Here is a 16,520-nt window from a genome sequence, read left to right on the forward strand (position 1 = left end):
TAACCTTTGAATTCAGACGGGGTGACGCCAAAAAAGGAGTCCCTCTTTTTTCACACGCTTTCCTCAGGCTTATGTCTCTGACAGCGTACGTTTACGCTTTTTCCTGTAGGCGTTCGCGTGAAGCGAGTGATTCCTTTTGAACGAGATAAGGGTGGCAGACTTGTCATCTGCCACCCTCATTTTCTGTATGGAGAGTGACGTTTGAGTCAGTCTCTTTTGCTGTCATGTTAGTTGGTGGCACTACTCAAACGGAATAACTGCCATCCGGTTGTTCGGTTACGTCCAGTGCGTCCTCTGCAAAAAACGTATCGACGACACGTGATGCGGCCAACCCATCTTCCATCGCGCAATAGGCTTCGCGGAAAGTGTCGAGTTGCGACTGATAGTCGCTTGTCAGGCGTGGGATATCCGATAAGGCATTCAGGAACGCGTCCTCGGTTTCGAGAATCGGTCCCGGTAAATCCTTGTAGTAGTCAAGATAGAATCCACGTAATGTATCCCGGTACAAATCAAGATCATACGCATAAAAGAACATTGGCCGGTTCATGTTGGCGAAATCAAAGAACACGGACGAATAATCCGTAATCAACAGATCCGTGACCAGATACAGTTCCTGAATGTCGGGATAACTCGTGACATCGATGAAGCGCTCACGGTGTTCAGCCGGAATGCTCGGCTTCTTCGTCACGAGGACGTGCGTCCGAATCAGGAAGACGTATTCGTCACCGAGTGCCTCCGCGACGCGGTCGAAATCAAACGGATAATCAAAGAAGAACTTTCCGTTGCCAAGCGACTGATGATCACGGAAGGTCGGCGCGTATAAGATGACCTTTTTATCGTCCGACAATTGCAGCTTCGTCCGGATCGTCTCGATGGTCTTCGGCTGATTGTTCGAGAAGAACAAATCATTCCGGGGATAACCGGATTCAAAAATCGGTCCGTCGTACCGGAACGCACTCTTGAAGATCGTCGACGCATACGAACTTGGTGACAAGAGGACACTCCACTGGTTAATCGAGTTCGTGACCCGGTCGACATAGCCTTCGTCCCGTCCATGGATCTCATCCAAGTCGAACAACATCTTCTTCAACGGTGTTCCGTGCCAGGTCTGGATGTAGGTCGTCTCTTCACGACGTCTGAAGTAATGCGGGAAGTTTTGGTTGTTGACCCAGAACTTTGCCGTCGCCAGATAATAGAAATAAGCGGGCGATAACCGTTTGATGACCTTGGCGTTCGGATCACCGAGATAAAGGCGCTTGTTGTAGACCCAGACAACTTTATAGTCGAGATTCCGGCGTTTCAGTTCCTCATAGATATAACGTGGACTGTCGGAATATTGTTTACCGAGTCCACTCTCAAAGACAACGAGTTTCGGGTCGACCGGCAATCGTTGCATCAACCGGTATGCAAATTTCATCGATGGGAAGTAGAACCGGCTTCGACGATACAGGCGGAAAAGAATGTTGGCCGCTTCTGCTGTCTGAATCTGTTCGATCCAACTCCGTTTCTTTTTATAATCGACGATCGTCTGCAGAATTTTTTCCGAGTACGACGATTCGACCGGTTGCAAGAATGCTGCAGCACGTGCCTGATATTCAGGTGCCATCAAAAATGAACGTGCGGCGGTCGCCTCAAGATCTTCAAACAGTTCATCAAGCGTCGATGAAATCCGACCAGGCAACTCCTGTTCCAAATCGAGATAAGAACCTTTTGGTCCAATGAACCGAATCGGGTCGAACTGGAAGTAATGGACCGGACGATTCAAGAAGCTGAAATCGAACGCGACGCTCGAATAATCCGTCACAAGGAGCAGGCTTTCTTTCATCAAGCTTTGGACATCGCGTTCGCCTTGATGAATGACTGTGATCGGTAAGTTTTCAAAGTGACTCGTGTATTGTTGCATGTTCGGATGGAGACAAAAGACGATTTCGAGTTGATGCTCTGCAGCGAACTTGTGGAGTCGATCACTTGAAAGCAGCGTTTGGTACTGGTGATAATACTCCGACTCAAAAAATTGGAGTGGAGTTTGTAACCACGAACGCCATGTCGGGATGATCAACATCTGGCGTTTGACCTCAACGTCCTTTCGGAGCAGGGCATCGAAACGGGACAGACCGGTAATCCGGACTTCACGTTCCGGGTAGCCCATGTCTTGTGTCACCAGTCGTTTTTCCCGTTCTGAACTGACGAGGAATAAATCCGTATCAAAGGCCGGTGCAAATTTTCCGTACTGGTCATCCATATTTTTGGTACCAAGGACACCATGTTGGATGAAAATCCGATCCGCTTTCATCTTCCGTTTAAACGGTTCGGATTTTAGGGGATACAGGTATTCCGCATGGTGTGTCCCGATGACTTTTTTCGCCATCAAGGCATGATAGATATGTTCCTTGGACTTGAACGGTAACGCATGACCAAGTTGTTCGACTTGATTGTATTCGTTCGAATCGGGATCGATGACATAATAGACAGGACGGTCCGGGTATGTCTCACGCATATATTTAAAGAAATGATACCCATTGTCTTGTGCTTTGTAAGGACGTTCCCCGACGAGCCAGGTATTCTTTTCGGCAAACAGGCGATACAGGGGTGCAAATTTCATCATGTGGTTCAAATACGTATAATTGTCATTGGTGAATTCGGTCATCTCAAACGAGAGATTCCGATGACCGACCGTGAAGTACGGGATGATATGCATCGTAGTCGCCTCGCCCTGACCCCGTGTCTCCGGCGTCAATTGACGTGTGATGTAACGTGCCCGTCCGAGACGAAGCAATGTCGATTCAGCTCGGTGATAATACTCAAGCGCGACAAACGCGTCATAGATTCCTTCCTGCAGGACCTGATGTTCGCGGTGCAGACGGGTCCAGTCGATGACGGTCCGGTACGTATACCGGTAGAGACCAAATTTGTCGGCACTGCGGACATTGTCATAGACCCAGTCGATCGGCACGGGAATCTGCTCACCCGTTTCCCGGTGAACGAGCTGTAACGTTCCTTTTTGGATGAAGGCATGCCGAGTGAAGATTTTCCCTTTGATTTCCGTTTGATCGGCGACGGGACAATCAATCAAATCGATTTGCATCTTCGGTTTGACTTTAGGCTCTGTATTTAACAACATCCGCAGATTACCTTTGAGATCCGTATACAGATGGGCGGTATGTTGGAAATCCGGATCAATTAACGGTTTTAAGGGAGCGGCAATCCGTGTTTCCGAAAAACGACCGAGGATGATTTCACGTGTGAAGAGATCATCGGTAATCGTGGCGCGACTCGGTAAGCCGTTTGTTTCCCACTTCTCGAGCGTCGTGGGTTGGAAATCGGCTAGACGTTTCGAAAATTTGAGCCAAAACGAAAAACGTCCGGAAGGTAGATCGGATTCCATTTCCGTTGTATCTTCGGACTCATCTGCTTCTACTGCGGTCAGTTCGTCTTCCGCTACGTCTTCAAGCGATGCCGTTTCTTGCTCGGTGAGACTCTTGTTTTCCAAAGCACGGTCGACGAGAGTCGGCAGCACGTCATGCGTCAGTGAAAATGAAAAATGACTGCCGCCTGTCGTATGGATATTGAGTAATTCGATGACCTCATTTAATTGATGATCGCGAATCAGTAGGGATTCGACCGTCACCGCCGGGTCAGACAGTTGACCTGTAATGGTCTGTTCTTGGAATGTCGAGTCGAGCTGCAAGCTTTGTTTAAACTTGGCGCGACGTGAAGTTGTTTTTTTCGGTTTTGGCAAGACGGAATTTCCGAATCGTGCCATCCGTAATAATGTTTTTGAAAGACTCACAAAATAGGACCTCCTCATGAAAAAATCGTCTGTTTTCGACGTCGAAAACAGACAAAACGTGTCGTGTGCATGACAATTATCATATCATATTTTAATTTTTTTGGATGGGAAAAATTGAGACGCATGAATTGGGAGGGATCAGGATGCATCACTTCATCTGCATCGACAGCTTCAAAGGCTGTTTGAGTTCGTCTGATGCAGCGCGTGCTATCCGTATGGGTGGACCCTGACGCGACAATCGACTGGAGTCCTGTAGCGGATGGGGGAGAAGGGACACTTGCAGCGTTATCCGCGAATGGATTTCGGGAACTAACAGCGATGACGATAGACTTAGCCGGTCGTCCGATTCGGGTAACCTATGTCCAAAAAGGTCAGACCGCCGTGATCGAAGCCGCGACAATCTGTGGGCTGCACTTGAAACGGCCGGAAGATGCTGCACTTTTGCTGGATACACGGGGTATCGGGCGTCTAGTAAAACAGACTTTGGCGACCGGCGTATCGGATCTGTATCTTGCACTCGGGGGCACCGGGACGACGGACGGTGGGCTTGGTTTGTTGTCTGAACTGGGCGCTCAATTGTTGACGAAGACCGGTCGGCCGATTCCTTGGCAGACGAACCCGCTGCTTGAGACGAAGCAGATCCGATTGCCGAAAGTGATTGACGGCTTACATGTCTTGGCAGACGTCACCGCGACGTATGCCGGAAAAACGGGGTCTGCCCACGTGTTTGGTCCGCAAAAAGGATTGACGGCACAACAGATAAAGTTACTGGACGCCCGGTTAAGTCATCTCGGACAACAACTTGGAGTGGAACATGTGGCGGGAGCCGGTGCTGCCGGGGGACTCGGTGGAGCGGCTTACGCACTAGGGCATCGATGGAGTCAGGAGCGGCGTACATTCTACAGCAGATTGGCGTCGAAGCGCGGATCCGTCAGGCGGATTATGTCTGGACAGGAGAGGGGCGGATTGATCGCCAAACAATGATGGGAAAACTTCCGGCAACGGTCGTCGCTTTCGCAAATCGCTCGAGCGTCCCGTGCATCCTGCTCGCAGGAGAGGTCACCGAACGGTTGGAACAAGCATGGATATGCGAAACGATTCATGACCCGGACGAAGAAATGACGCTTGACCCAGTCATCACGAAAAAACGACTGACGCGCCGCGCGGAACAAATCGTCCGACGGCTCATGACGAGATGAACGGGACAACAAAAGACAATTTCTTTAATTTAGGGGAATGGTTGGTGGGAACAGGAATGAAGGACTGCGGCTTAGGGTAAAAGAAGTTATACTACTCTATCAATTGGAAGGCAGGTCACAATCATGATCAATCAGTCGATTCAACTCTCGTTTCGGCAAGTGCGGGCACTCGTCGAACATACATTATTGTTATTTAAGGAGCTCGATCAACAACTCGCCAATCGGGGATACGAGCCGATTCTGCCGGACGTCGTCCAAACGGAACATGGATTAAGTATCCATCAAACCAAGGACAGTGCAGAGTCTCTTGTCCCGCATTTTCTGACACGGTCCTACACCCGTCAAAATGAGAAGGTCTCGAACCATGCGTTGATCGTCTCGGTGCAATATACCCATCCGTTACACGAACGATTTGATCCGATCGTTTTGGTTGGTGACGTGATGTTCAAACAGCCGAAACAGACGACAAAATTATTACTCGACAAACCGTGGTTGTTAAAATATGCCGCCTTTGAATCGACGGCGGCTGCTTCTTTTGAACCGACGGGAAAACGTTTCCGGACGCAACCGATTGAAGAAATCGAGTGGCTGGACGTCTGGGGACATCCGTTCACTGAAATGCGGGATGTCGAAGACGTCAAAGTATTGGCAGAAGAAATGATAAAAGGACACTTAGAACCAGGAACAGCTTGAGTGGATCTGGATGAATCCGACATCAAAAAAGTTCTATTTCGATGATTTATCGAAATAGAACTTTTTTTGTGATTTGTTGGTTAAATCGACTTTAGACAGTGACGACGATCCGCTCAATGGCTGCCACTAAATCAGTCGGGTTCGTTTTCGGCGCAAAACGAGTCACTTCCCCGTCACGCGTGACTAAAAATTTCGTGAAGTTCCATTCGATCTCCTGCTCGCCCGTCGTGTTTGGTGCAAGTGCCTTCAGCTCGGCGAACAGAGGGTGTGCCGTTTCACCGTTGACGTCGATTTTTGAGAAAACAGGGAACGTCACGCCGTAGTTCATTTGGCAAAAACTTTGAATTTCTTCATCCGTTCCCGGATCTTGACCGGCGAACTGGTTACCGGGAAAACCGAGGACGACGAGTCCTTGTTTCCGATAATCTTGATGGAGTTGCTCAAGTCCTTCGAACTGTGGTGTCAAGCCACATTTACTTGCCGTATTGACGATCAGCCAGGCTTGTCCCGGATAATCTTGTAACGTTGCGTCGGTTCCGTCGATCCGTTGAAAAGTCTGTTCTTGTAACATCTGATGATTCCCCCTTATCGTCTTAAAATCAGTGTACCAAACGGGTTTGACTTTCGCCTGAAAAACGTCTGCCTGGTGACAATCCTTTCACAATACGGTGTCAGCCTCCCAGAACGATTATGAAATTTGATAGAATACAAAAGACTTTGGAAGGAAAGGAGAGATGCCACATGAGAAAGATGTTGAAACAATCGCGTGTTGTCATGATCGCGACGCTTTGTCTTGTCCTGGTCGCAAGTGTAATCGTTTTGCTGACCCTCGAATTCGAACGCGATATTGTGATTCTTGTTTCTGGAGTGGTTGCCCTATGGGTGACGATGCTAGCTCCTTTGACGGTCCAGACCAAATGGAATGAACAATCTTAAGTCTTGTTTATTCAAAAAAACCGCAGCCCGATTCCTGCTGAAAGGATGTGTTCCATTCAGATGAAGGAACCGGTAACTGCGTTTTTTTTCCTTCTATAGCACACGTTCTAAAAACACTATTTTTGTAAAAGAAGTCATCAAAAAGTCTGACTATATTTTTTTTAGAAATAGGCTTTACATCCTTAACTAATCGGAGTAATATCCATCTCATCAACGAACACTAACATGTTAATGCTTCGATCTCAAAGTACGCCGAGTTCATGATTGAAGCGGGGGACCCAACCGTCACGACACGTGACACGGGGTGAATCTTCTCAGATAAGAGAAGTAGGGCGAAATCCTAGGTATGCCCGAATCCGACAGCTAACCTCGCAGGCGTTTTAGGAGGGAACGACTCTTATTCAGTGATGCCAATTTTTAAAGGCGATGCTGGGGCCGTTACTGCCTCGCATCGTCTTTTTGTCGTGTTTAATTGTAAAAATATTGAATAATATGGAGGTAATTGTATTATGGGCGAATTGTGGGTACTCCTTATGTTTGGATCGTTTTTTGCCGTCTCGTTTGGTCTGATCCGACTGATTGAACGGGTGCAGTGGAAAGCGGGTGATCGGAAATGACTTGGTTTTTACTCGCTACCGGTTGTATCGTCTTTTTATATTTAAGTTATTGTCTGATGTATCCTGAAAAATTCTAACAGCATAGGAGAAAGAAATCATGTGGACTCAATTCATCGTACAATTTTGGATTTTACTTGTCATTGCGCTCATTTCTGCGGTACTGCTCGGACGCTACATCGGCACATACTTCGCACCGGTGCATCTTCGGAAAAGTGATTCGCTCGGACGAGTCGAAAAACGTTTCCTGCACATGCTTGGCGTCGATGAACGCAAACAAGACCAGTCGTGGGTCGGTTACGCGAAAAGCTTGTTGCTCGTTAATCTGTTGTTTTTTATCGGAGGATATCTGCTGCTTCGTTTTCAGGGAATGTTACCGTTTAACCCGAACGGTGCAGCGAATCTTGATTGGTCGACGGCGATGCATACGACGATCAGCTTTATGACGAATACCGATCAACAACATTATTCAGGCGAAGCACTGTCGTACTTGTCACAGACCTTTGTCCTTGGAACGATGTTGTTCGTTGCACCAACGATGGCGTTTACAGTCTGTATGGCCGTCATTCGTGGACTCGCGAATCAGCCGCTCGGTAATTTTTATGCCGATTTCGTCCGCTTCATCGTCCGGATCTTGTTACCGATTTCATTTGTATTCGGATTACTCATGATTCTGCTCGGTGTACCGCAGACATTTGGTGGTGCGGTCACGGTCACGACGCTTGAAGGAGCAAAACAATTCATCTACCGTGGTCCCGTTGCTGCGTTTGAAGTCATCAAACAGCTGGGGAACAACGGCGGTGGATTCTTCGGAGCTAATGGCGCGCATCCGTTTGAAAATCCAAACGGACCTGTCAATTTCATTCAGATGTTCTTGATGTTGCTGATTCCGATGTCGCTCCCGATTGCGTATGGGAAAATCATCAACTCGGCAAAACAAGGCCGTCTCTTCCTCAGTGTGATGACATTGTTGTTCATCATGATGACGTTTGGTATGGCCGGAAGCCTATTTGCGAATCCGACTGCGCACGGTCAAGAGTTACGGTTTGGTCAAATCGGATCGGCTTTATACAGCTCGATTACGACGGCAGCTGAGACGGGGGCCGTCAACTCGATGCATGATTCACTCCATCCACTCGCTGGACTAATTCAACTCGGCAATATGATGTTGAACGTCGTCTACGGCGGGGCGGGTGCCGGCTTCCTGAACGTCTTACTCTACGCTTTCGTCGCTGTCTTCTTGACGGGCCTCCTGATTGGTCGGACACCCACCTTCCTCGGGAAAAAACTGGAAACGTTTGAAGTCAAACTGATTGCGAGTACGTTACTCGTTCCGCCGTTCTTGATCCTGGTCGGGACAGCGATCTCGATGTCCGTCGCTCCGGGACTCGGCGCGATTTCAAATCCTGGTCATCACGGTTTATCACAAGTGTTGTACGAATTCACATCAGCAACAGCGAACAATGGATCTGGTTTTGAAGGACTGGGGGATGCCAATGTCTACTGGAACGTCTCGACGTCGTTTGCGCTGTTCTTCGGTCGCTATATTCCGTTGATTTTAATGCTGGCGATTGCTGGATCGTTAAAGGCAAAACCGTCCGTCCCACAAGATGAATTTTCGTTTAAGACAGATACACCACTTTTCGGCACAGTCTTCCTCGGTACGGTCGTACTCGTCGGTGCGCTGACATTCTTGCCAGTGCTCGTACTTGGACCGGTCGCGGATTGGCTGACGATGTGAACAGGAGCTAATGAGAAATGATGGAACAAGTAAAACACCAACCAACTGAGCAGGAACCAAACCTTCCTGAAAGAGAAGCGAAATCTGCCGTCAATCCATCGATCGCGAAACAAGCGACGATTGATGCTTTCAAAAAATTAAATCCGGTGCATATGGTGAAGCAGCCGATCATGTTCGTCGTCTGGATTGGTTGCCTGCTGGCAATCGGCTATACGCTCTTCATCGATGAGATGCGCGGTTTCAACTTAGCGGTCAGCATCATCTTATTTTTGACCGTCTTGTTTGCGAACTTCGCCGAGTCGATTGCCGAAGGGCGGGGGAAGGCGCAGGCAGACTCGTTAAAAGCCTCGAAAGCCGATGTCATGGCCCGGAAACGGGTTGGACAGATGATTGAAAGTGTTTCATCGGCGACGCTGCGAAAAGGCGATATCGTCTACGTCCGGACCGGCGAGTATGTACCGGGTGATGGGGAAATCATTAAAGGGCTGGCCTCGATTGATGAATCTGCGATCACGGGCGAATCGGCACCCGTCATCAAAGAAGCGGGCGGCGATTTTTCATCGGTCATCGGCGGAACACTCGTCGTCAGTGATGAGATTGAAGTCCGGATCACGAGTAATCCCGGAGAATCGTTCCTCGATCAAATGATCGCCCTCGTCGAGGGAGCGAGTCGTCAAAAGACGCCGAACGAATTGGCGCTGTCGACACTCTTAACCAGTTTGACACTCATTTTCTTACTTGTTGTCATGACGTTACCCGTCTTCACAAACTATTTGGGATTTGAATTATCCGGTCCTATCCTGATTGCCCTGCTCGTCTGTTTGATTCCGACAACGATTGGTGGGTTGTTATCTGCGATCGGAATTGCCGGGATGGACCGGGTAACCCGCTTCAACGTCATCGCAATGAGCGGGAAAGCCGTTGAAGCAGCAGGGGATATCCAAACGATCATCCTTGATAAGACCGGGACAATCACATTCGGGAACCGGATGGCGTCCGATATCACCCCGGTCGGCGATGTGACGCAGGAAGCGGCGTTTGCAGGCGCGATCCTCTCTTCGCTTGCGGATGAGACACCAGAAGGACGTTCGGTCCTGGAACTGGCAGAACTTCGGGAGATGCCGATCAATCACGACAAGTTGCAAGGGGCGGACATCATTCCGTTTCGGGCCGAGACACGGATGTCGGGACTTGATTTAACAGATGGACGACGCGTCCGCAAAGGGGCGGGACAAGCGATTCAACAATGGGTCACGGAACAAGGTGGTGTGATTCCGGATAACCTTCAAACGACGGTCGATCAGATTGCCCGTCTCGGCGGCACACCGCTCGTCGTCGCCATCGATCAGACGATCTTAGGTGTCATCTATTTGAAAGATACGGTCAAGCCGGGGATGCGGGAACGGTTCGACCGCCTGCGTGAGATGGGGATTAAAACGGTCATGTGTACGGGCGATAATCCGTTGACGGCAGCAACGATTGCCCGGGAAGCCGGTGTCGATGATTTTGTCGCGGAATGTACACCGGAAGATAAGATTCGAGTCATCAAGCGTGAGCAGGAAGCAGGTCATCTGGTTGCGATGACCGGGGACGGCACGAATGATGCGCCGGCACTGGCCCAAGCGGATGTTGGACTTGCGATGAACAGTGGGACTCAAGCGGCCAAGGAAGCGGCGAACATGATTGATCTCGATTCCAATCCGACAAAAATCATCGAGGTCGTCGAAATCGGCAAGCAGTTACTGATGACGCGTGGCGCCTTGACGACGTTTTCGATTGCCAATGATGTCGCGAAGTACTTTGCGATCATCCCGGCGATGTTCATGGTCGCGATTCCGGAGATGGAGTTGCTCAATATCATGCGGCTCGATTCACCGACGACCGCGATCCTGTCGGCATTGATCTTTAACGCCATCATCATCCCGATGCTGATTCCGCTCTCTATGAGAGGGGTTTCCTATAAACCGATGACAGCCGATCAGTTACTTGGACGGAATTTATTGATCTATGGTCTCGGTGGGGTCATCGTTCCCTTCATCGGCATTAAAATCATCGATGTCTTGCTCGCAAGCATCCTATAAGGAGAAAAATAACAATGAAACAAGCCATACGTGTGACGGTTTTCATCACAGCATTATGCGGGATCGTCTTTCCCGCGTTACTGACCCTGTTTGGTCAGTTGCTCGTACCGGATAAAGCAGAAGGTTCACTCTTGCAACAAAATGGAAAATTCATTGGATCGGAATTGATCGCCCAACCTTTCACGTCGAAGCAGTATTTCCACGGACGTCCATCGGCAGTCGATCAATTAGCGGGAGCATCTGCTGGGGATAACCTAGCAGCATCCAACCCGGAGCTTGGTACGAAGATGATGGAATTAGAGAAACAGAACAAACTGGTCGGACGTTCGCTTCCGGACGATGCCCGCGTGACATCCGGTTCTGGCTTCGATCCGCACATCTCGCTTGACTATGCACGGGCACAAGTAAATCGTATTGCAACCGAACGGGATCTCGCGCGTGATGAAGTCCGACGGTTGATTGATCAAGAAGCTGGTAATCACGAATATGTAAATGTGCTGTTGCTGAATCTCGCGCTTGATCGGAGTCAATCATGACACGAGGGAAGTTGAAGCTGTACATCGGCTCAGCTCCCGGTGTCGGAAAAACGTATAAGATGCTTGCAGATGCTCATGCCTTAGTTCGGGAAGGAAAAGATGTCGTCATTGGTCTGATTGAGACGCATGGTCGCCGTGACACGGCAGAGATGATTGGTCGATTGGAGCAAGTCCAGCTACTCGACGTTCATTATAAGGAAAAGGTTTTTCTTGAAGTGAACGTCGATGCGATCATCGCCCGGCAACCGGACATCGTCCTGATCGATGAGCTGGCGCATACGAATGCGCCGGGATCCATCCGTAAAAAACGGTATCAAGATGTGTCGACGCTGCTTGACGCCGGAATTAATGTCTACTCGGCCGTCAACATCCAGCATTTCGAGAGTCTGCTGTTTAAAGTCAAGGAAGTGACCGGCGTCGAGGTCCGGGAACGGATTCCCGATCCCTTCCTTGGTGAAGCAGATGAAATCTTACTGGTCGACGTCACACCGCAAACGTTACGGGAGCGACTGGAACACGGGAAAATCTATAAAAAAGAGAAGATTGAACAAAGTTTGAATGCCTTTTTCTCGCTGCAAAATTTAGCGAGCTTACGTGAACTGTCGCTCCGACAAGTCGCGGACGAGGTCGACGACCAAGTCTATCAAGCCCGTCTGCTGATCGAAAAAGATCCGACATTGTTGCAGGAACGAATTCTTGTCTGTGTTCAACTGAATGAGAATGCCCGGAAGTTAATTTACCGGGGATTTCGGATGGCGAGCCGGCTGAAGGCAGATCTATACATCCTGACGATTTTACCCGGACCGGAAAACAAACTTTCCGCCAATCAAAAAGAAGTCCTCGCCATGTTGCGCGAGAGCGGTTCGCTTTTTGATGCGGAAGTTTTGATCCGGATTCAAGGGGATCGTTCGATTGCCGCGACCATCACGGCAGTCGCGAAGCATCACCGCATCACACAGATCGTGCTCGGTCAATCCGCCCGGACCCGGTGGCAGGAAATCCGGCGCGGCTCGATCGTCAATCAGATCATGCGTCAAAATCGGGGCATCGATCTGCAAATCGTCGCTGATGATCAAGTCTGACAGGATGTCTCTTCCGCGTAAATGCAGGAGATGTCTTCCGCTAGGCTAGGACGACTGAAAGCACAAAAAAACATCCAGGCAACGAATCGGTTGATTCAATGTCTGGATGTTTTTGGTGTGTCGTTTAACGTGCGAAGACCGGAATATCGAAGACAGCCGTATAGCTTTCCATCTGTTGATAGAGGTTATAGATCTGAGTCGTTTGTTTAACAGCCCAGCCCATATCCGTCGCGTACTGGTGAACACCAGGACGCATCGGACTCCAACGCATCTTGTAGAGGGTGTTTTGATCATATTGATTGTGGATATACTTTGTACTGATAAATTCAGCGCCGCCGATGATCGCGGCTTCTGGTGTGAACCAGCCTTGGCTGTAAGCGTACGCTGCGCCTGTGTTGATGGCGTCGTAATCGTATGCGCCGATGCCGTACATGTTATAGACAGTCCGTCCGTTCCAGACGACACCTGTTGCCAGTGTCGAAGAACCGTTACCTGTTTCAAGCAAGGCATGTGAAATCAGGTAGGCTTCGTTTAATGAATACTTCGCTCCCGCATCGATGAAGGCTTGTCCACAGCTCCCTGTCGTACACTTCCCGAAGATGCCTTTTGTCGCAAGAATCTTGTTCAGTGTCGCAGCCGTTGCACCTGTTGATTTTGATAAATCAAGGAATTGATAGTAAGCCGATGATTGGCGATCGACTTTCAATGGATCAGCCGTGTTACGGACATCTGCTTCGAGCGCATTCAACCAATAAATCGTTGAATAGCGTGTAGTGGATGTATAGACACGCGGATACGTCGTATAGAAACCACTGACGTTTTGATACACCTTGATCATCGTGCTCGGTTCAAATTGACCGTAGACATGACTGGCTGTCGTCGCGCCGGACCGGATGTTAAGAGGTGTCGTTGCCGTGACGCTGGCAATCGTGCCGTTGACCGGATCAAGTGATCCACCTAAGCGGACATAGCTCGCGCTGACATACATCAGTTTCGAGGCATACAGATCTGTTTGCGGTGGTGGATTCAGTTTCATTTGGGCACTGATGAAGCTGTCAAACGTATACGGCGTCGCGACTGAATTGTAGATATTTAATTTCGACGACGTCATGACGAGTGTCCCGTTGTACGCATACAGCGTCTTCCCTTCGTAGGAAACTTCATACCAGTTGCCGATTTTCCCTGTGACGGGTAATACCGTATCAAGTGGAACCGAGGCAACTAGCTGATACGCATCACCGACATATGACCGGAGCAAAGTCGTTCCTGTTGCCCGGATAAACGATTTTTCGATTGGTTCATAACTGATTGGTGAAGTCGGTTGACCGAGTTTGATGTAACCGGTTTTTCCATTGACGGTTACTTGATGCCACTGTACGTTTGCAGACGTCGTGACAAGCGTTTTTGTCGTATAGACGTTGCCTTTGTTTAATGTGGCAATCGTTGCGGATGAATCTTTTGCTTCACTTTTAACAGCGATTGGTGCATCAAGTAAGAAGCGGACTTCCGGAATTACGTTTGTTTCCGTAAATTCACTTAATGTCGAAACAGCGGCATAACCGCTTTTCGCACCATAGGTGATCTTCATCCAGTTCCCGACTTGTCCCGTTACAGTGATGACGGTATCACTCGGAATCGTCGTGAGGGAAGCGTAAGAAGGACCGGCATATGAACGAAGTGGTGTCGTGCTAGACGTTTTATACTTCGTTGCGGGCAAGGTTTTGTAGGCAATCGATGTTCCTTGATTTACGCGAACGTAACCCGTTTTTCCATCGACTGTCATCCGGTGCCATTGTTCAGAACGACCGTTCGTGACAAGTTGTGTCGTGTAGTAGACGTCGTTGTTCGTTAACGTCGTCAACGTATCGGCTGTCGAGTGATGCGATGTTTTGACATCAACCGATTTCGACAAGACAAATCGGGAAGCCGGAAGTGTCTTTTTCGTAATCAGTTCCGTCATCGTGTTCGCAGTGACATAACCGGTTTTACCGTTAGAAGAAACTTTGTACCAGTCTTGGATTTTTCCGATGATCTGGACGTTGGTACCGTTCGTAATCGTTGCGATAGCCGCATACGAATTACCCGCATATGTACGCAATGCTGTAGTAGCGGTTGCTTTCATTGCCATATTTTCCGGTGCATAGGAGACCGGTGTACCTTGGTCGACCGGGATGTAACCTGTCTGACCGTCTTTTGTCACACGGTGCCATTTCGACGAACCGTTCGTAACGAGTTGATTGGTTTGGTAGATATCGTCTGTTTTAAGCGTCGTGATCATCGTTGCTGTTGCTTTTGGCGCAACTTTCATCGCGACGTCCGTTTTAAGCTTGAAGTCCGCTGTCGGAATCGATTGTGTCAAAACATGATCGGTGAAGGTCGCGCCTGACGCATAACCTGATTTCCCGCCGTACGATACTTTATACCAGTTGCCGATTTGACCTTGGATCTTGATGACGGTGCCACTTGGAATCGTTTTGACGACACCGTAAGAAGGACCGGCATACGAGTGAAGGGAAGTCGCCGTCGTTGTTTTCAAAGAAAGATCGTGCGTCGTATAATACTTGATCGTTTTTCCTTGATTGATTTTGACGTAACCTGTTTTACCGTCTTTTGAGATTTTGTGCCACTGCTCTCCCGTCGAATTCGTCACGAGTTGAGTCGTGTAGTAGACATTGCCTGTTTGTAAACTGGCAAGTGTCGCACTAGATGAAAGTGGTTTTGTTTTAATCTCGACTTCAGTTGATAATAGGAAACGAGATGCTGCTAATTTCACAGTCGTCGTGTATTCAGCAAGTGTTGCAGTTAAGACATAGCCTGTTTTTCCAGCATACGTCACACGATGGTAGAGACCGGATAAAGCGGTCGATTTGACGATGGATCCGCTTGGAATCGTCACGAGTGGACGTTTTGTACCAACCGTCGTATCATACAAAACTGTCGAAGCTTTTGTCTTGAAGGCCGTTTCTGGAATCGTCGTAATCTCTTGTTTAGATGAACCGACGAATGCTGCCTTATGCATGTAGCCTGATTTTCCGGCATACGTGACATTGTACCAGTCGCCAATGCGTCCCGCTGTTTGAAGCGATGTCCCGGTCGGAACGACGAGCTGGCGGGGGTAAGAAGTCCCGGCATACTGACGCAAAATGTATCCATCTGTCGTCGTCAACGTCGCTTTTGATAATTTCGTGTAGCTGATTGGTGTTGCGTTGAGCGAACGAACATAAGCGGTCTGACCGTCATACGTCACGCGGTACCAAACTTCGCCCAATGAATTCGTGATCTTTTGTGAACTGTAGTACGCATCCTGTTCATTTAATGTTGCGATGACAGGAGCTGTCGTCGACGCTGATTTGTGAAGCGTCGTCTTTTTTGAGACGAGAAAACGTTGTCCCGTGATGCTTTCTTTCTTGTCGTATGCTGCTAGATATTTTGACGCGACATATCCCGTTTTTCCGTCGTATGAAACTCTTCTGAAGTGGCCAGAAGACGACACATACGTGGATGAAACGATAGTTCCGGTCTTGATCGTCAACAAGCGTTTCCGTGAAGATGTCGTTTTATCATACAGATAAGTATCGGTAGACAAACGATAGGTCGTTGGTTTCGTCGTCGCGGCCTCAAGTGAGGGGCTGTAAGAAACGAGAATGCCAAGGACCATAATGAAGCTGACCAGCATCTTCAAGATTTTCGTGAATAGTGTCGTGTTCAAAGATCGTATCCTCCTAGTTAGAATTCGTCCGAAGACGTATCGGGCTCTAGGATGTCAATTCTAAGGTGTGAAATTAATTTGCCTATTCTTACTATCGACAATAAAACATTTATCTACAGTATATTTAGATTTTTTTTGA

Annotated in this window: 9 protein-coding genes, 1 pseudogene and 1 riboswitch; of the genes and pseudogenes, 7 read left to right on the top strand and 3 right to left on the bottom strand. The window is 48.8% G+C overall.

Annotated elements, in window-relative coordinates:
• Positions 1–244 precede the first annotated feature (244 nt).
• On the bottom strand, positions 245–3,790 hold the full coding sequence (locus KNQ13_RS05685; RefSeq protein WP_209548168.1) for a CDP-glycerol glycerophosphotransferase family protein: 3,546 nt from the start codon (positions 3,788–3,790) through the stop codon (positions 245–247).
• Positions 3,791–3,985: 195 nt separating this feature from the next.
• Between KNQ13_RS05685 and KNQ13_RS05690 the strand changes: the two are divergent.
• Positions 3,986–4,989, top strand: a pseudogene (locus KNQ13_RS05690) (glycerate kinase).
• 123 nt (positions 4,990–5,112) lie between these two features.
• Positions 5,113–5,682 (top strand): hypothetical protein, encoded by a 570-nt coding sequence (locus tag KNQ13_RS05695; protein ID WP_209548167.1) that lies wholly within the window; start codon positions 5,113–5,115, stop codon positions 5,680–5,682.
• Positions 5,683–5,773: 91 nt separating this feature from the next.
• Here the strand turns inward: KNQ13_RS05695 and KNQ13_RS05700 are convergent, their stop codons facing one another.
• Complete coding sequence (locus KNQ13_RS05700; RefSeq protein ID WP_209548166.1) at positions 5,774–6,253, bottom strand: glutathione peroxidase; 480 nt, start codon at positions 6,251–6,253, stop codon at positions 5,774–5,776.
• 170 nt (positions 6,254–6,423) lie between these two features.
• Between KNQ13_RS05700 and KNQ13_RS05705 the strand changes: the two genes are divergently transcribed.
• The 5 genes from KNQ13_RS05705 (at position 6,424) to KNQ13_RS05730 (ending at position 12,672) form a co-directional block, all read left to right on the top strand.
• A complete protein-coding gene (locus KNQ13_RS05705; RefSeq protein WP_071500743.1) occupies positions 6,424–6,618 on the top strand; it encodes a hypothetical protein in 195 nt (64 codons plus the stop codon).
• 240 nt (positions 6,619–6,858) lie between these two features.
• Positions 6,859–7,011: riboswitch (cyclic di-AMP (ydaO/yuaA leader) on the top strand.
• 321 nt (positions 7,012–7,332) lie between these two features.
• Positions 7,333–8,973 carry a potassium-transporting ATPase subunit KdpA gene (kdpA, locus tag KNQ13_RS05715; protein WP_209548165.1) on the top strand — a complete coding sequence of 547 codons (1,641 nt, stop codon included), beginning with the start codon at positions 7,333–7,335 and terminating at the stop codon, positions 8,971–8,973.
• Between the two features lie 17 nt (positions 8,974–8,990).
• Entirely contained in the window at positions 8,991–11,054 is a 2,064-nt protein-coding gene (gene kdpB / locus KNQ13_RS05720; protein WP_209548164.1) for a potassium-transporting ATPase subunit KdpB, read from the top strand.
• 14 nt (positions 11,055–11,068) lie between these two features.
• Positions 11,069–11,590, top strand: coding sequence for a potassium-transporting ATPase subunit C (locus tag KNQ13_RS05725; RefSeq protein WP_209548163.1), 522 nt, complete (start codon positions 11,069–11,071; stop codon positions 11,588–11,590).
• Positions 11,587–12,672, top strand: coding sequence for a universal stress protein (locus KNQ13_RS05730; protein ID WP_209548162.1), 1,086 nt, complete (start codon positions 11,587–11,589; stop codon positions 12,670–12,672). The genes KNQ13_RS05725 and KNQ13_RS05730 overlap by 4 nt, the downstream gene beginning before the upstream one ends.
• A 124-nt stretch (positions 12,673–12,796) precedes the next feature.
• On the opposite strand, the gene KNQ13_RS05735 is transcribed toward KNQ13_RS05730, so the two are convergent.
• A complete protein-coding gene (locus KNQ13_RS05735) occupies positions 12,797–16,381 on the bottom strand; it encodes an SH3 domain-containing protein (protein ID WP_209548161.1) in 3,585 nt (1,194 codons plus the stop codon).
• Between the last annotated feature and the right edge of the window lie 139 nt (positions 16,382–16,520).

Origin of the sequence: Exiguobacterium sp. s128 (assembly GCF_018618815.1) — a bacterium.
GTDB classification, from domain to species: domain Bacteria; phylum Bacillota; class Bacilli; order Exiguobacteriales; family Exiguobacteriaceae; genus Exiguobacterium_A; species Exiguobacterium_A antarcticum.

Coding starts and splice junctions, on each gene's coding strand:
- KNQ13_RS05730 (WP_209548162.1), top strand. CDS start 11,587: ATGACACGAGGGAAGTTGAAGCTGTACATCGGCTCAGCTCCCGGTGTC.
- kdpA (WP_209548165.1), top strand. CDS start 7,333: ATGTGGACTCAATTCATCGTACAATTTTGGATTTTACTTGTCATTGCG.
- KNQ13_RS05705 (WP_071500743.1), top strand. CDS start 6,424: ATGAGAAAGATGTTGAAACAATCGCGTGTTGTCATGATCGCGACGCTT.
- KNQ13_RS05700 (WP_209548166.1), bottom strand. CDS start 6,253: ATGTTACAAGAACAGACTTTTCAACGGATCGACGGAACCGACGCAACG.
- kdpB (WP_209548164.1), top strand. CDS start 8,991: ATGATGGAACAAGTAAAACACCAACCAACTGAGCAGGAACCAAACCTT.
- KNQ13_RS05695 (WP_209548167.1), top strand. CDS start 5,113: ATGATCAATCAGTCGATTCAACTCTCGTTTCGGCAAGTGCGGGCACTC.
- KNQ13_RS05725 (WP_209548163.1), top strand. CDS start 11,069: ATGAAACAAGCCATACGTGTGACGGTTTTCATCACAGCATTATGCGGG.